Source organism: Maricaulis sp. (assembly GCF_048270095.1).
Classification (GTDB): Bacteria; Pseudomonadota; Alphaproteobacteria; order Caulobacterales; family Maricaulaceae; genus Maricaulis.
In genome coordinates, this window is the sequence record NZ_JBLWTL010000016.1 from 21334 (window position 1) to 37356 (window position 16023).

Annotated in this window: 15 protein-coding genes; 10 read left to right on the forward strand and 5 right to left on the reverse strand. The window is 55.9% G+C overall.

The window, feature by feature from the left end:
- The first annotated feature begins 14 nt into the window (after positions 1-14).
- Positions 15-797, forward strand: coding sequence for a competence/damage-inducible protein A (locus ACN0YJ_RS09990; RefSeq protein ID WP_417496101.1), 783 nt, complete (start codon positions 15-17; stop codon positions 795-797).
- 130 nt (positions 798-927) lie between these two features.
- Positions 928-2724, forward strand: coding sequence for a vWA domain-containing protein (locus ACN0YJ_RS09995; RefSeq protein ID WP_417478244.1), 1797 nt, complete (start codon positions 928-930; stop codon positions 2722-2724).
- 100 nt (positions 2725-2824) lie between these two features.
- On the opposite strand, the gene ACN0YJ_RS10000 is transcribed toward ACN0YJ_RS09995, so the two are convergent.
- Complete coding sequence (locus ACN0YJ_RS10000; RefSeq protein WP_417496102.1) at positions 2825-3376, reverse strand: hypothetical protein; 552 nt, start codon at positions 3374-3376, stop codon at positions 2825-2827.
- 295 nt (positions 3377-3671) lie between these two features.
- Between ACN0YJ_RS10000 and ACN0YJ_RS10005 the strand changes: the two genes are divergently transcribed.
- The 3 genes from ACN0YJ_RS10005 (at position 3672) to ACN0YJ_RS10015 (ending at position 6517) form a co-directional block, all read left to right on the forward strand.
- The gene (locus ACN0YJ_RS10005; RefSeq protein ID WP_417496103.1) at positions 3672-5216 is read left to right on the forward strand and encodes a hypothetical protein; all 1545 of its coding nucleotides are present in this window, start codon (positions 3672-3674) and stop codon (positions 5214-5216) included.
- 430 nt (positions 5217-5646) lie between these two features.
- The gene (locus tag ACN0YJ_RS10010; protein WP_417496104.1) at positions 5647-5862 is read left to right on the forward strand and encodes a helix-turn-helix transcriptional regulator; all 216 of its coding nucleotides are present in this window, start codon (positions 5647-5649) and stop codon (positions 5860-5862) included.
- Positions 5863-5953: 91 nt separating this feature from the next.
- Entirely contained in the window at positions 5954-6517 is a 564-nt protein-coding gene (locus ACN0YJ_RS10015) for a hypothetical protein (RefSeq protein WP_417496105.1), read from the forward strand.
- A 441-nt stretch (positions 6518-6958) separates the two neighbouring features.
- Here the strand turns inward: ACN0YJ_RS10015 and ACN0YJ_RS10020 are convergent, their stop codons facing one another.
- Positions 6959-7165, reverse strand: coding sequence for a hypothetical protein (locus ACN0YJ_RS10020; protein WP_417496106.1), 207 nt, complete (start codon positions 7163-7165; stop codon positions 6959-6961).
- A 161-nt stretch (positions 7166-7326) separates the two neighbouring features.
- Here ACN0YJ_RS10020 and ACN0YJ_RS10025 point away from each other — a divergent pair, with 161 nt between their 5' ends.
- Positions 7327-7713, forward strand: a complete 387-nt coding sequence (locus tag ACN0YJ_RS10025; protein WP_417496107.1) for a hypothetical protein — start codon at positions 7327-7329, stop codon at positions 7711-7713.
- A 130-nt stretch (positions 7714-7843) separates the two neighbouring features.
- Here the strand turns inward: ACN0YJ_RS10025 and ACN0YJ_RS10030 are convergent, their stop codons facing one another.
- Both ACN0YJ_RS10030 and ACN0YJ_RS10035 read right to left on the reverse strand, forming a co-directional pair.
- The gene (locus ACN0YJ_RS10030) at positions 7844-8650 is read right to left on the reverse strand and encodes a metallophosphoesterase (protein ID WP_417496108.1); all 807 of its coding nucleotides are present in this window, start codon (positions 8648-8650) and stop codon (positions 7844-7846) included.
- Between the two features lie 2 nt (positions 8651-8652).
- Positions 8653-9729: a hypothetical protein gene (locus ACN0YJ_RS10035; protein ID WP_417496109.1), complete on the reverse strand. Its 1077-nt coding sequence runs from the start codon at positions 9727-9729 to the stop codon at positions 8653-8655.
- A 327-nt stretch (positions 9730-10056) separates the two neighbouring features.
- Between ACN0YJ_RS10035 and ACN0YJ_RS10040 the strand changes: the two genes are divergently transcribed.
- The gene (locus ACN0YJ_RS10040; RefSeq protein ID WP_417496110.1) at positions 10057-10944 is read left to right on the forward strand and encodes a DNA adenine methylase; all 888 of its coding nucleotides are present in this window, start codon (positions 10057-10059) and stop codon (positions 10942-10944) included.
- On the opposite strand, the gene ACN0YJ_RS10045 is transcribed toward ACN0YJ_RS10040, so the two are convergent.
- A complete protein-coding gene (locus tag ACN0YJ_RS10045) occupies positions 10907-11632 on the reverse strand; it encodes an HNH endonuclease (protein ID WP_417496111.1) in 726 nt (241 codons plus the stop codon). The genes ACN0YJ_RS10040 and ACN0YJ_RS10045 overlap by 38 nt on opposite strands.
- 696 nt (positions 11633-12328) lie before the next feature.
- Here ACN0YJ_RS10045 and ACN0YJ_RS10050 point away from each other — a divergent pair.
- From ACN0YJ_RS10050 to ACN0YJ_RS10060, 3 genes are all read left to right on the forward strand, one after another.
- Positions 12329-12805 carry a MarR family winged helix-turn-helix transcriptional regulator gene (locus tag ACN0YJ_RS10050; RefSeq protein ID WP_417496112.1) on the forward strand — a complete coding sequence of 159 codons (477 nt, stop codon included), beginning with the start codon at positions 12329-12331 and terminating at the stop codon, positions 12803-12805.
- A gap of 53 nt (positions 12806-12858) precedes the next feature.
- Positions 12859-13944 carry a tyrosine-type recombinase/integrase gene (locus tag ACN0YJ_RS10055; RefSeq protein ID WP_417496113.1) on the forward strand — a complete coding sequence of 362 codons (1086 nt, stop codon included), beginning with the start codon at positions 12859-12861 and terminating at the stop codon, positions 13942-13944.
- A 931-nt stretch (positions 13945-14875) separates the two neighbouring features.
- A complete protein-coding gene (locus ACN0YJ_RS10060) occupies positions 14876-16012 on the forward strand; it encodes a site-2 protease family protein (RefSeq protein WP_417496114.1) in 1137 nt (378 codons plus the stop codon).
- Positions 16013-16023 lie beyond the last annotated feature (11 nt).

A 16023-nucleotide genomic window follows, 5' to 3' on the forward strand; every position in this document is an offset into this window, starting at 1 on the left:
CGAGGTTGAATCTCATGGGCAAGACATCGGGTGTGACGGCGGCCGTGGTGCTGATTGGCGATGAGGTCCTCTCCGGCCGGACCCAGGACAAGAACCTGCAGCAAATCGCGCAATTCCTGGCGCCGCTGGGGATTAATGTCGTCGAGTGCCGCACCATTCCCGATGATGCCGCCATGATCGCCGATACAGTGAACACGCTGCGCGCCCGGGTCGATTACGTCTTTACCACAGGCGGGATCGGCCCGACCCATGACGATATTACCGCCGACAGTATCGCTTTGGCCTTTGGTGTCGCGATCGATGTCCGTCATGATGCGCTCGAGGTGATCGAGCACTGGTATGCCAGGACCGGGACGCCGCTGACCGAGAGCCGCAAGCGCATGGCGCGCATTCCCGACGGCGCCTCGCTGATCATCAATCCGGTGACCGGAGCGCCGGGCTTCCAGATCGGCAATGTCTTCGTGATGGCCGGTGTGCCCTCGATCACCCGCGGCATGCTCGAAGATGTCGCCCACCGTCTCCATGGCGGCGCCGTCACCCGGTCGCGATCGGTCAAGGCTGACAATCTGCGCGAAGGCGATATCGCCCTGCCGCTCGGCGAGATGCAGAGCCGATATCCGCAGGTCTCGATCGGCAGCTATCCCTATTTCCTCGAGGTCAAGGACGGGGAGGTCAAACGCGGCACACATTTGGTGGCACGCGCCACGGATGATGCGGCGCTGGACGCCGTGATCAACGAGATCGCCGCCCTGGTGGCGTCACTGGGCTTTGACGGGCGCATCGATCCGCAGGACTGAGGCGCCATGCCTTTGTTCAGTGTGGCGCGGGGATGAACAAGCGCGCCTTGAGATCGCCCCTATCTTGCCTTGCCTCCGATCAATTCATGCGTGCAAATGCTGCAGCTGGGAACGGGAAGGGGAGACAGACATGACTCGGAATTTGAAGATGGGCACCGCGCTTGCGGCGCTGGTGGCCGCTACCTCTATACAGTCGGCACCGATGGCGCTGGCGCAGGACGAGGCCGCCAAGCAGGAACAACTCAATGCCATACCGGCCGCTTGCCGCAATCGCGGTCAGGGGGGCTATGGAGTGGATGAGATTGTCGTAACCGGTACGCGGATCGCCGGCGCGGTGCAGGCAGAAGCGCCACTCAATGCCGTTCCGCCGCCCCCGCCGCCTCCGCCCCCGGCCACGACGGGCCGGACGGCGATGTTGGCCGCGCCACTCGAACAGAATATGCGCGGCTATGCCCCTCTGCCCATGAGCCCGCCCCCCGGCGCGGTCGACCGCGAGCGCTATGAGCATGTCGAGCTCAACACGGTGCATGCGACCGCCGACGAGCCGGTCTCGACCTTTTCCATCGATGTCGATACGGCGAGTTATGCTGTCGTGCGTGACTATCTCAATGATTGCACCTTGCCGCCCCAGGATGCGGTGCGTATCGAGGAGATGGTCAATTATTTCGATTATGATTACGCGCTGCCGGACAGTCTCGACGAGCCGTTTGCGACGCGGGTGCAGGTCACGCCCAACCCGTGGAATGCGCAGACCCAGCTGATGCATGTCTCGGTGCAGGGCTATGAGATGGTGGCCGAGGAACGGCCGCGCTCCAATCTTGTCTTCCTGATTGATGTCTCCGGTTCGATGAATTCGCCCGACAAACTGCCGCTGGCCGTGCAGGCGATGCATTTGCTGGTCGACGAACTCGATCCCGACGACACCGTCGCCATCGTTGTCTATGCCGGTGCGGCCGGTGCCGTGCTGGAGCCGACACGGGCGCGCGATTCGCGTCAGATTCATGAGGCGCTCGACCGGCTGAGTGCCGGCGGCTCGACCGCTGGCGGCGCCGGCCTGGCGCTGGCCTATGACCTGGCCGAGCGCAATTTCGACGAGGACGCCGTCAATCGCGTCATGCTTTTGACCGATGGCGATTTCAATGTCGGCGTCACCCGGGATGAGCGTCTGGAAGATTTCGTCGCCCGCAAGCGCTCCAGCGGCATCTACCTGTCGGTGATGGGGTTTGGCCGCGGCAATTATAACGACCAGATGATGCAGACCATTGCCCAGGCCGGCAATGGTACTGCGGCTTATATCGACAGCCGCGCCGAGGCCCGGCGCATGTTGGTCGAGGAAAGCTCGAGCGCCCTGTTTCCGATCGCCAATGACGTCAAGATCCAGGTCGAGTTCAATCCGGCGCGTGTCGCCGAATACCGTCTGATTGGCTATGAAAGCCGCATGCTCGAACGGGCCGATTTCAACAATGATGCGGTTGACGCCGGCGAGGTCGGGTCCGGTCATGCCGTGACCGCCATCTATGAGATCGCGGCACCGGGTTCGGAAGGCGCTCTGCTCGACCCGCTGCGTTATGGCGCTGCGTCGCCGGCACCGGCCGATATCTCGACGGAATACGGCTTGTTGCGCCTGCGCTATAAACAGCCCGGCGAGGATGAGAGCCGTCTGATCGAACACGTGATCACGGCGCAGGATGCCGTCGCCGATTTTGCCGCAGCCGATCAGGAGACCCGCTTCTCGATCGAGGTCGCCGGCTTCGCGCAAATGCTGCGCGGTGACCCCTATATCCGTGAGGGCTATGGCTATGACGAGATCCTCGACCAGGCCAGCGCGGCGCTGGGGCCGGATGAATATGGCCACCGCGATGAATTCCTCGAACTGGTCCGCATCGCGCGCTATGCCGCCGATGCTGATGGCCAGAAGGTGGATTAGCGTGTCTCGGATCGCTCAGGATAGCTGGCCTCTGGTTCAACTGTCCTGGGCGATCGATGCCTTTGAGACGGGTTGATCGGGGGGCTTGCTGCAGGCCGCCCTAGCCGACAGCGCAACTATTCCCGCTCGGTCGCAGCTGAGGGTAGACGGCGCCAAGCCTGGCCTCGAAGGCATAGCCTGCCTCGATCCTGCAACCCGCCTTGCAAGGGGTGTATTGGCAATCGCCCTTGTCAGAATCATACCGGCAATAGCTCTTCGACAGGCGCTTGGCGTGACGCGCCCAATGCACCATTTCATGCATGGCGGTGACGACGATGATGTCGGCAACTCCCATATTGCCGTGCTCTTCTTGGTGATTGCGCAGGTATGGCCCGGGCGTTTCGAAGGCGTTGATGAGTGCCATGTCGAGGGTGACAAACTTGCTCTCGTTGGCGTCGAACCGGCCCAATGTTCCTGCCCCCAGGCCCCGGATACGCAGTCTGGGCAAGGTGCGCGGGCTAAATGCGGCAGCGGTTTCCCGGGCATCCAGACCGGAGACGGCGCTGAAGGCCTGCAGGACTTGAGGCTCAGTCTGTCGAAAATTGACCAGCGCCTTTTCCAGCATCGCCATGGCGCCGCCGAATTCGCCTCTCAGAGTCTTGCTAATCAGCATTCTATGGCCCCCGTCCGATGCCCCGTCCGGCGTCTCGTCTTTCCGTCCGCCGCGAAATACCAATCAAAAATAGCGAAAAGAAATTTTGCAGACAAGGATAGGCATGAACATTGGTGGTGTGTATGCTGCCGCCGGGGCTATCAGGGGTTGCGAGATGGTTGACTTGCGAATTTTGGCGGTGAGCTTGACGGTCGCGGCAGGGAGCCTGGCGGCTTGTGCCAACACGGGTGTCCCGGGCGGTGGGGACACGCGCTACTCTGCAGCCGACTGCCAAGGAATAGCCTCTGACGCGCTATTGCCATTGAACACGGCGTTGGGCTGCGTCGAGACAGTGCGGCAATCCTATCATCAAGCGGCGCTGGGCAACCGGCAATTGCGGGGCAGCTTGCGCCAGGGAACGCTGGTCGCGTCTATCGGCGCGCTGGCCAACACGCTGACCGACGGTGCCGATGGTGCAACAACAGCACTCGGTCTGATCGCGGGCACTTCGGCGACATTTTCCACCATGATTGCGCCGCCGGCACGGGTGCCGATCTATCTTGACGGACAGCAGGCGCTGGTCTGCGTGCGTCGGGCCGTGCAGCCCTATCTGGTCTTCAGGCAGGGCTTCGCAGATGTGGGCGATGACCAGTTCGTGGCGCGCTATGCGGCGCTTGAAGCCGAGCTTGACGCGCTGGCCTTGCCAGCCGGCCTGGTCGGGCGGGACAGAGAGGAGGCCTTGGGCTTTGTTGATGGCCTGAAGCAGGCCTTGCGCGCCAACCGGGCCGTGCGTGATGCGGTGGTTCTGGCCGATCTTGACACCCGGCTGAGCGGTGAGCGCGTCTATGCCGCCTTGCAGGAGGTGGATCTTGCGGTGGAATTGCGCCTCCACAGGCTCGACGTGGCAATTGACGCCACGGCCGCCTCGGCGGGGCAGTCCACGCTGGCCCTGGCGGCGCAATCGACACAGCGGCCAGATCTGTTCCAGCGTACAGATACGCCAGCGCCGACGTTGAGTAACGCCGAGGTGCGACTCTTTCTTGTATCACTTCAGGCGCTCATTACCCGTGTCGAGGACCTGAACAGCACGGCCCGCCGCCTGCAGGCCTTCATCAACCTTCTGGGCATGAGCGAGACGGCCGCCGACATGGCCCATTGTGTCGATCTGGCTGCCGGGCGCGCGGGCGACGCACTGGTCCTGCGCCAGCCGCCCGCCACGATCGACCTTGCCGATGCCTCGACGCACACGATCGAATTGGATGTCGAGGGCGGCAATGCGCCCTATAGCGTGCAGTGGGTCGGCTCGGCGCCGGATGGCCTGACCCTGGAGACAGACGATTCCGGGGCGGGCCAATACACGGTCACGGCCGATCCCGCCAAGCTCCAGCCGGATAATTACCAGCTCATCCTGCGTGATGAAGACCTCCGGCCCTTGGTGGTCACCCTCCGCGTCACCGGCACCGCGAGCGCGCAGCCGCCTGCCTTGGTTGGAGGGCCGGGCGCCGAGGGTGATGCCCTCCCTGCGACACCGCGTCCCTTCACCATCAACGGGGAGGCCCATCAGGTTTGCGTCGAAGACGGCGATAGCGCTGGAAGCAATGCCGATGTGCGCCAGGCCCAGGAATTGATTTGCAGGGCATTGGAGTCCGCAGCGGATTTCGGTTACGCGGCCGGCCAGACTTTCCTGATTGACGGCAAGAGCGGTACGGCGACCCTCGCGGCCGCACGGCTTGCACTGGCCGCGAACGAGCCCACCGCGGCAGAGGAGAATGTCGAGGGCTATATTGCCGACGCCGATCTTCCGGACAACCAGTTTCTGACCCGGGTTCGCGCGCGGCTGGGCAATGAAGCTGGCGACTGAACCGACCGCTATCCTCCCCCGCGAACGCGTGTAGGATCACGCTTTCGCGCCGTGCGGGCGTGGCGGAATGGTAGACGCAACAGACTTAAAATCTGTCGCCGCAAAAACTATCAAAGTTGATAGTATCACGGTGACCCGTAATTCATGCGTCGAAAATGCCGGATTCACTTGATACCGCATGTGAAATCAAATTTTCAAAATTTCGAATTTTGACCTGAAATGTGACCCGATGGGTGCCGTTTCGTTCTTGCTGCGATTAGCTGGCGACAATCGGCAATGCCAAGCCGCCCAACTTGATGCGAGATCGACGCGCCGTTGTTGAGGCTACCCATTATTATTTCGATGAAGAATAAATTTGTTGAATTGGCGAGACTGGAGCATTGAATGCCACTTGTTGCCATAAGTAATAATATAATTTGGAGCAATAATTATGTTATTATCAATCGGCGACGTTTCGTCAATAACTACTTTAAGTCGTACATCAATTCGCAGGTCAGTGTCTTCTGGCCGCTTCCCAAAACCCGTTCGGTTACTTGAGCGACGTCAGGCGTGGCTGGAAAATGATATCTACGACTGGCTGGATACTGCTGTAGCAAAACAAAAGGCTGCGGACGGCTCGACCTCGATGACAGAGGCGGCACAATGATCCCGTTGGCGATGGCTGTGGTGCAGCTGGCTTACGATCATCCCTACTCAATCCAGCCCATCATGGCTTGGATCAGTTCTTGGTGGTTATCATGATGCACCAGCCGGACTTCTTCGAAAGCTGCTCATGGGCTGCCAACGAGATCGCAACACTGGATTGGCCCAAGCACGGCGTGTTCATCACATTGGGTCTTGCGCCCACAAATGGCGTTTCTTCGATATCAGGATTCAATCGTGCTCATCAGGAAAACGTTAAAAAGTTGATGCGCTTGGTCAAAGATGTTTATCACGAGACCGTTTTCACCAAACGATCCTACCGGCTTGGTGATGAGTGGTCCCCGTGCATCATCGTTCCGGAACAACGAAGCAAGGAGACAGGGGCGATAATCCCTGTTCACATTCATGCTGTTTTCACTGACCGTAGAAAACATGTGATCACCAAATTCATGAATCACCAGCAGGAGTTTCGTAGAAGTATTATGAAGCCATGGTGTTGGCGTCCTGAAGGTCAGGCGGTGTTTCCCGGACTCAGTATCGATATCAAGCGGATCGAGCCGGGAGAGATCGAGCAGACAGTGCAATATTGCGCAAAATATTCCTATGACGTGATTGATCAGGTCCACGGAAAGATGCCGGATGGGAAAGTCTACGCCTAAACGGAAAACATAAAGAGCGCGTCTTCAGTGACGCATTGCGGCAAATGCTGGGTGGTCTGCGTAATGTAAGTGACCCAGCAACTAGCCACGGTCATGAGATGTACGTAATGACGTCCACATGCGATTTATGTATCAGCTGCTCACCAGCGGCATATCGACATATCGAGGTGTTTTGAAAAAGTGCGCCAAATAGTATAACTATGTTTGAAATGATATTATAAACTGTTTCAAAATAGTCATAGAAGGTTACGATGTTAGTATATGATATTCGTATTGTAGTAAATACAAAATAGGTCAACATTTATTACAATTTAATGCGATCAATACTACTTAATAATTATTCAGTATATGCATCACTATTTGTAGGTAGTTCTGAAACGCATGATAGCGAATGTTGTGGATGGTTTCGTATGCACAGTTTGTTCAGTGCTTGCAGCGATCCTAACCATCGTCACTATCGGCATCATATCCCAGCTCTTTTTTCAACTCTGGTGACATGTAAATGATCTTGATATCGCCCGCTTCTATGCCCGGTAATTCCTGATTTATACGTGCTTCGAGTTCCGCATTCTTGGTAGCCGAATCTGATCTGCCAGTCCGGCTGATAGCCTTGAACTTCGCGGCCAGTTTCTTCTGATCGATATCCATCAAGACATCCTTCCTCTGGTGTGTTTCGCACCAAGGCATCATGCCGGATGGTTGTGTTGAAATCAGGGAATTACGGAGAACGGTGCAACGATCTCGCATTGAGCCATAAGTAACTATGCAGGCCTTTCGAAACCAATGGGCCCAAGCATCGGAGAATTAGAATGAATATCAGTGAAGTATTACATGGCGGTGCAGACGCTCGAGCCAAGAAAGTCGTGCAGGCATTTATCAATAAGATGTTTGATGACGTGTCGGCAACGCAATTAATATCGATACCGCGTCAATTGGCGATTGGTGATATCGAAGCCGAGGCGGATGAGTATGGCGTGGCCGAATTTGTGTTGCCGCCATTTGAGTATAGCAATGGCTATATGCGGGAGTGGACGGTTGCTGGAGAGATGCGTTGTTTCGAAGCCGAAAACGTGGATGGAACAGAATGTCCAATGGCGGCTGGAATCGTCAAAGATTTTATTCTGCAGCGGGATAAGGTCTGGATGCGGCTTCATTCGGGAAAGGTTAATCAGCAGTCTGCTGACCCTGACAACTGACTGCAGAACACATTGTTGAACTAAACGGGATTGAGGACGCTGATACCGTCCTCTTTTTCGTGTTTGGGGTCGTTTTCACTATGGTCTGCCGTTGGAGCGGGGATCAAGCCGGATCAGCAACAACAATCCATCAGGTAGACAGAAACCCGTTCAGTTCACCGCATACAAAACGGGCTGCAGTAAGAACACCGGTTTCAAAACAGCCGGTATCAACACCGATACGACGATTGCGGATTCTCGGCTCATCGGCCGGTGTGTGACCGTGCACGACAGTATATGGCTCAACCCAGTCAGCATCAGTATCCAGAAGAAACGACGTATCGCGTGACCATAGAAAGTCCGGCGTGTCGTGTTCTTCGAGCGGCTTCTTCATGATTATACCGGCATGAACAAAGATCAACTTATGCTTTTCATCAATATAATACGGCTCATCACCCTGCAGCATATCTTCAAGAGCGCGGATATGGGCAACGGGAATGCGATCAATCACGTCACGCCATACGGACTGCTTCATCTGTTCAACCGGATCGAAAATCGGGTGGTTCTGCTCGTTGGCCACATATGATTGCAGAGTTTGAAGGCCGCCGTTTTCAAGCCACCACAGACCCTGTCGCTCAATAGTTGCCCTATTCGCTTTTTCGTCAAAAAGCTGAATCAGATCGAGAAAAAGCTCTTCATGATTACCGGGCAGGGCGATGATCGATTGCGGATTTGCCGATGTAACCGGACCCCATCCATAGCCAGACAGCTGTTGGCGTTTCATCTTGCAAATCAGATCGAGCACGCCTTTTGAATCCGGGCCGCGATCAACATAATCACCCAACAGAACAATCTGACAGGCACCGGGCCAATTCTCGTGATCTTGTAAGATAAGGCCCAGCAGGGTTTTCAATTCATCGAGGCAGCCATGTAAATCGCCAATGGCATAATGGATCATGATTATGCCCCTTCGCCGGCAGACGGTTGGAACATCGTCTGAATCAGGTTGATCGCGGTATCGGCCTCACCGTCGATTGCGTCTGCGTCGAGTTGGCTACGACCAATAGAGAAGAAGGCGTGATAAAGGCCGTCGTAGCAGCCACCGAACATGTTGTCCGACGCGTCGATAATACCGTGTTGCGCAAAAGCGGTTGCAATGATCCGGCGTGTTTCATCTGAAAGTCGAGCGTTCCCAACCCCTTTCATTTCTTCAATGGCGGCCGAATTGCCACCAAAACGGCTCTTCAGTGCGATAACGGCGGGTTCGGTCGGATGGGCGTAATGGTAGTAGGCGGTAGACCCGGTAATGCCGTCCCCGACGCAACCCTTCAAGCAGTTCCGAAACTTACGTGCGAAGCTAACCAGATCGGTCGGTTTTACGATCTGGTGAATAGATGGGTGATCAATTTTTGGTCCGATTGGGAATTCGAACGCGCGTGCAATCAGGTATGTTGTTGCATCAGTCCAGAACTCTCCCCGTGAAGGAATATCGCGAACCTTGTCCAGAAAACACGATGCCGCTTCCGAATCCGCACACAGCATAGCTATGATTCGGGCTTCCTTCGTGTGATCGATAAACTTCACGACACCCGGAACACGCAGTTCAACCGGCAATTCATGCAGGATTTCGATGGTGTTGCCGGTGATATTATTGTCGTGCTGCAGGAACTTCTTCGCTGCCGGGCAATTCAACAAATCGAACAGCTTTTTATACTGATCGACCGTGAGCATCGGCAGTGGAATCTTGCTGAAAATCTTCCGGCATCCATGCCACTGGTTTGGCAACGTTTCTTTGAGCTGCACCGACCATTTTTGATTCAGAAAATGGTTGTCGATCTGCGTGTCACCGACCGCCAGAGCAAGGCCAGTGAGGTGCATAACCTGCCGCGGCTGGTTCAAAAAAACGCTGCTGGGCGACGGAAAAAGGCAAGCGAGTTCGAGTGCGTTTTCGCCCGCGACAATCCGCAACGAATCCGTGATTTCGGGATAGAAACACACCGGCTCGTAGTCGAAACCGGCTTGGGAAACATGAAGCATGTGACGATCCTTCAGTGGTGGGTCATCTCATGCTTGGTCTCCAATGTGTCTGAAGCCGGCAAATTGACCGGCACCGTCTAATAGCCGGTATTTCGGGCGGATTTCAGGCGGGTTTCAGAAAGGAATAAGGCAGAATAAGGCGATCTTGGGCGTCTCGCGGCCAATCCCGTTTTGACGTTTATGTAATGTGTGACCGTCGTCTGGCGCGCTCACTCGTTGACTTTCTGTCGGCGGACCGTGCGCTAAGCTCCAGCTGTAAACAGAATTGAGGGCGAGCTTTACGTTGCTCGACGGCGCACGCTACAAAGGAAGGAGAGGATTTCCAATATGCGTCTACCCCATCCGATTCCTTATCAAGGAAGTAAGAGAAAACTCGCGCATTTGATCGGCCGCTATGTTCCCAAATCGGCCACGTTCTACGAGCCGTTCTGTGGATCAGGGGCGATGACAATTTATGCGGCGCACAAGGGGTTGGCGAACCGTTTTGTCTTGGGTGACAGTCTCGAGCCGATTGTGCGCCTGCAACAGGCCATAGTAGAAATGCCCGCGAAAACTGCTGACCGGTATCAAACAGTTTGGGAGGGGCAGACATCGGACAATTTCGGCTACTTCAATGACGTGCGTGCCCGATATAATGCCGACCGCGATGCCGTTGATCTGCTCTATCTAATATGTCGATGCGTCAAGAATGCTATCAGGTTCAACAAGGCCGGCAACTTCACACAATCGCACGATAAGCGTCGCCTTGGAACTCATCCGGAAAAGATGCGGGCAGCGATCCATGGGGTTTCACAAATCCTAAAAGGCAAAGTCGAATATCGTGTGGGCGATTGGCTCGAGACTACGTTCGACGCAGACCCCGACGACTTTGTATACATGGACCCGCCGTACCTCGGCACGTCAGTTGGGCCTGATAAGCGTTATCATCAGCAAATGACCCAAGAGCCGTTGATTGCAGGACTTGCCAAACTCAACGCACGTTCGGTCCCATTCGTATTGTCCTACGATGGCATGACCGGCGACAAGGAATATGGGCCGCCGCTACCTGATCACTTGGGCATGACGCGATTATTGCTCCATGCAGGAATGTCATCACAGGCAACGCTATCCGGACGCAAAGAAGAAACAGTTGAGAGTCTTTACCTGTCCGCTGATTTGGCTGAACCCGTGGACGGTGTTATCCGCGCGCCAGCGCAGCTTTCACTAACTCTTTGATGTAGGCGCTCAGGCCTTTGCCTGCCGCAACGGCGCGTGTCTTCAGCGTGTCATGTATCGCGACCTCGTCGCCTTGCCATTGAAGGTCTACGCGCCGAACCTGTTGCATGGCGATGTGGTCATAGGCCTCAGGAAATGCCCACATGCAGGTCTTGCAGATCGATTGATCTTGAACTGTTTGCCAATTCTTGCAGGCTTCACACGACCACGACTTCGCACGCTGGCTGGAAGCGTCGAGCAGCATGTAGGCTGCTGGGTCACCTTCATCGTGCACCTCGTCACCTGCAACCTCGTATGGGATGCGGTGGTCAATTTGCAGATATCGTCCTTCGATCACCTCATTGGTGAATGCCTCACGAGACCCGTAGTGGGCGAGCAACGTGTCCTTGAACGATTTCGAAAACGCTTTACGTCCACCGATTCGACCCTTCTTAATCTTGGTGGGATCACCGAAGATATATGCGCCGATCTTTCGGCCAGACGTCTCGCTGACGACTTTGATCGTATCGAGCGGAATTCCTTGTTCCCGTACGTCACGAGCTGCACGAGGCCCGTGGGTATAGCCGTATAGGTCCTGCAGTTCCTCGTTGTTAACGGAGCCGTGTTGCAAGATATGGTCGATCACTGTCCGCGCACGTTTCGCCGTAACATTCTCGCATAGTTTAAGAATTTTTGGATCAACTGTCATGGCGCCACGCTAGATGATCTATCACCGTCAGTCACCTCAATAGGGCGCAGCTCTAGTTCGGGCCTGAACTATGCCGCTGTACAACGGCACTACGTGATGTCGCGGGTGACCATGATGGTAGTGCCGATGACTTCAAGCGGATGCTCAGCGAGTATCACTTCACCGGCAGGGCGCCGCCTAGTGATGCCGTGATCGACGCGCTGAATGAGAAGCCGAAGATATTGGAACGCAAGACGGTCGTGGAATGGGTTATCGACTGGTTGCGTGACCTGATCCAGACCTTCGATGAAGGAATGGGGTGGGCGCCGATCCTAGAGTGTCGGAATCCAAAGCCGATATCGCCGCTTGGTTTGCGTGTCGGGTCACGGTCGGGGGCACAATTTCAACGGCCGGCTTACTAAGTCACTGATAAACATCAAAATAAAACAGATCAAACATCTTTCACCAATTCGGCCTACTGAATTTTATTGTGCGAAAATATCATTCAAAATCAATGAATTAAAGAATTATACACCCGAATTGTAAATTAATTGCTTGCCAAATAATACCTAATATGAAAGTAATGTTTACGCGTCCTCTTCATTGGGAGGGGGGCCGGGTTGGCGGCTGCGTTGTGGCGGTGGCATTCAGCATCGCTGCTTAGGTCGCGGTTGAACTTGTTGAACTGAATTATTGGCGGAAGAAGGCGAAGAGCGAATGGCAACGATGGATGAGTTGGCCAGTTTGCATCTGATTTTTAATGAAATCAGAGGGGTGGATGCTGATCTCCCAGTCAGTCATCCCGCCGCATTGGTGTTCATAGCTGCACACCAGAAGAAGAATAAGAGCCCACGCGTGTCCGACATCACAACCGGCCTCGGCATGATGCCATCGTCCGTGACCCGTATGTTGACGAGCCTCGAACGCCGGAAGCTGATCAGTCGTAAGAAGGACCGTGCTGATGCCCGGACAACGCGAATTTTAATTACCAACCGTGGACTCGAACTGATCGAACGGATGCTCGGTCACGCAACGCCAGAAGCAAACGTTAGTGACTGGTCGCCAAGAACCGTTCCGCTGCCCGCCAAAGGCTTTATCATCAAAATTAGTCAGGATCGTGAGGGCCAATTGCAGAGGCTTGAAAGATTGGAAGCCGAGATGATTTCCCTGAAAGACGATCTGCAAAACGACTAGAAATCACGACCAGCCGGACCAACATTATGTCTATTAGAATGCGAAATAACGGATTGCAGATTGACGTCTCACTGACCACGAATGGGCAGAAAGTTCGCTATAGAGAAACCTTTCACGGCACGATGCCGGCGGCCACGATCCGTGAAGCTGTCATCAAGGCAGCCCTAATGGAGGGCAAAGACCCTTCGGCGCAAAACGACAATTCGAAGGCCTGCCGAAAGAAATTAAAGAAGAGCAAGAAGAAGTCCAAGGAGGATGCCCGCACAGAGCTGCCGTTGGAAGCCACCTTGGAGGCCGTGTGGGGCAGATACTGGAAGGGGAACGGGCAGGAAGTGGCTGTCAGATCGCATATGCGGCAGGCCGTCGAATTCTTTGGACCAGATACGTGCATCCGCACGATCAAGACTGTTGAGGCCGACGAATATATTGATGCCATGAAGGACCGTGGCCTCGCCCCTTCAACCATTCGCGGACGGTGTGCAGCCTTATCCAAGATGTTTCGGCATTGCGTGAATCGCGGGCTGCTTAAGGATATGCCATTTTTCGATACGCCACCCGTTGGTGATAATTCGCGTCATCGCTTTCTGTCTCTCGAAGAAGAGGAAGAATTGTTGACCATCTTGCGTGTGGATTGGGATTGTGGGTTCAAGACCAAGCGGTCAGATCGGATTGAAGGTTCGATCTATGTCAGTCTTTTTGAATTCCTCCTCGACACCGGTGTTCGCCCAAGTGAAGCGCGTGACGTGAAGATGAAGAATCTGAACGGCCGTTTGCTGACTTTGATCCACACCAAGAATACTGTTCGGCGCACAATTCCGTTGACAGTCCGGGCCTTGGCGGCGTTGAAGCGTCTCGCCGAACATTTCGGTGATGAACCATTGGCTTGGGCCACGGCTTCGAGGATCACGCGAGGGTGGAATTTCGCTCGCGATCAAATGGGCCTCGCCGGCGACAAGGACTTCGTGCCGTACTGTCTGCGCCATACCTGTGCCACTCGGTTGTATGACAAAACGAGAGACCTATTGCTGACGAAAGAATGGCTTGGTCACAAGACGATCCAGATTACCCTTCGTTATGCCCAGTTGCAGCCCGACGATTTGGAAAAGGCGTGCGATCTTATGCAAGCGCAAGCGGCTTAGTGAAGCTTCTTTTTGCTATGATCGTCGGCATGATATAGCCATCGCATATGTGCGGACGTGGCGGAATTGGTATACGCAACAGACTTAGGCGAAACTTGAGTGCCTGATGGGAAACCGTCAGAGTAGAACTGATCAAAGTCGGGGAAACCTGTAAGATGGCAATCCCGAGCCAAGCTTCTTTCGAAAGAAAGTTGAAGGTGTAGAGGCCTGATGGTCAGCATCTAAACCGGGCAGCCGGCATGATGAAGGGAAGGTCCAGACCACAAAGCCGGGTTTCCGGTGGCGGCGAAAGCCGTAGTTGGTAAGAAAATCTGTCGCCCGTAAGGGATTGAGGGTTCAAGTCCCTCCGTCCGCACCACACAAAATAATCGTGCATGACAAGATGAGATCGAACATCGGCCTCTTCGTGTCTTATGCCGAGATTGACCCGCTTCAAGCTGCGATTTTCCTTTTGATACGCGGACCACCGCCTTGGTTGTTTCGGACTGACTGCCGTCGGGTCACCGGCACGCCCGAACGGTGACCTCATGGCGCTGTCTAGGTCACTGTCCGTGACCCAAAAATTCATGAGACGTCAATTTGTTAGTGCCAAATAATTTTTATATTCAATAGCTTGCTGCAGATTAATTTCAAATATGAAATCAATGTGGGATTGACTTAAAATCTGTCGATTGAAAGATCGTGCCGGTTCGAGTCCGGCCGCCCGCACCAGCCTTCGCTGCGAAGTAGCGAAGGCTGTCACGCCATAGCCCAAAGGGCGAAGGCGGACCGCTCGCCATCTCGCAGCTACGGCTGGGCAAGCCTCAACATCCGGTCTGCTCGCGGAGTGGCGATCCCGCCCGACGCCCGGCACCCTGCGCTCCGCGCCACCACCCTTGAGGCCCGCCGCGCACTGGTGCAGTGTGCCCCTTCACTCAAAGGTCCCCCAGCCATGCGCCCCTATCTCTTCTCGTTCAAAATCGGCGGTGTGGTTGTTCGCGCCGAGCCGTCCTGGCTGTTTCTGGCGCTTCTGGTCGGGTGGTCGCTGGCCGTTGGCTTTTTTCCTGATCAGAACGCGGCGCTGGGGACATCGACCTATGTCTTTATGGCCATTTTGGGTGTGTTTGGCCTGACCTTCTCGATCATCGCGCATGAACTCTCCCACACGTTTGTCGGCCGTGCGCTCGGCATGCCGATCAATCGCGTCACCCTGTTCATCTTCGGCGGGGCAGCCGAGCTTGAGGAGGAGCCAAAATCGCCGATGATCGAGCTGGTGATGGCGCTGGCCGGGCCCTTGATGAGCCTGTTTCTCGCCCTCGTCTTCAGCCAGCTGGCCATGCTCGATGCTACCGGCGGACCACAGGCGCCGCTCGCCATGGTGCTGGCCTATCTGGGATTGATCAATCTCTTGCTCGGCCTGTTCAACATGTTGCCGGCCTTTCCGCTCGATGGCGGCCGTGTCCTGCGGGCCATTCTATGGCTGCTGGGCGGTGACCGGCGCAAGGCGACGCGCTGGGCCAGTCTGGCCGGGGAGGGGTTTGCGGTCTTCTTCATTATCTCAGGCATCTATCTGTTGATCGCCACCGGCTCGCTGGCCGGGCTGTGGTGGATCGTGATCGGCTTCTTCCTGCGCAGCGCGGCGAAATCCTCACGGGTCGAGCTGGAGACGCGGCTCGCGCTGGGCGATATCAGGGTGATTGATCTGGTGGCGCCGGGTATCGAGACTGCTGATGCCGGGATGACGGTGGCCGATTTCATCGCCGGCAAGCTGGTGCGCCATCACCGTGACTGGTTTGCCGTCACCGATGGCGAGCGGCTGGTGGGCCGGGCCGGACTGGCGGAAGCCCGGGCCGTGCCGGTTGACGCGCGCGCCAGCACCCGATTGTCGGCCATCGCGGTCAAGCCGGGTGCGAATGAGCTCCTGCCGGCTCACGCGGGCGCCGACCGCGCCTTTGCCCAGATGCAGAAGCATCATTTGCTGCGCGTCTATCTGGTCGACGGCGAGCGTTTTGCCGGCACGCTGTCGATGGCGGATCTGCTGGAATATGCGCGCCTGCGCAATTTGTTCGCCGATGCGAAACTGGGCTGATGCCCGGCGCT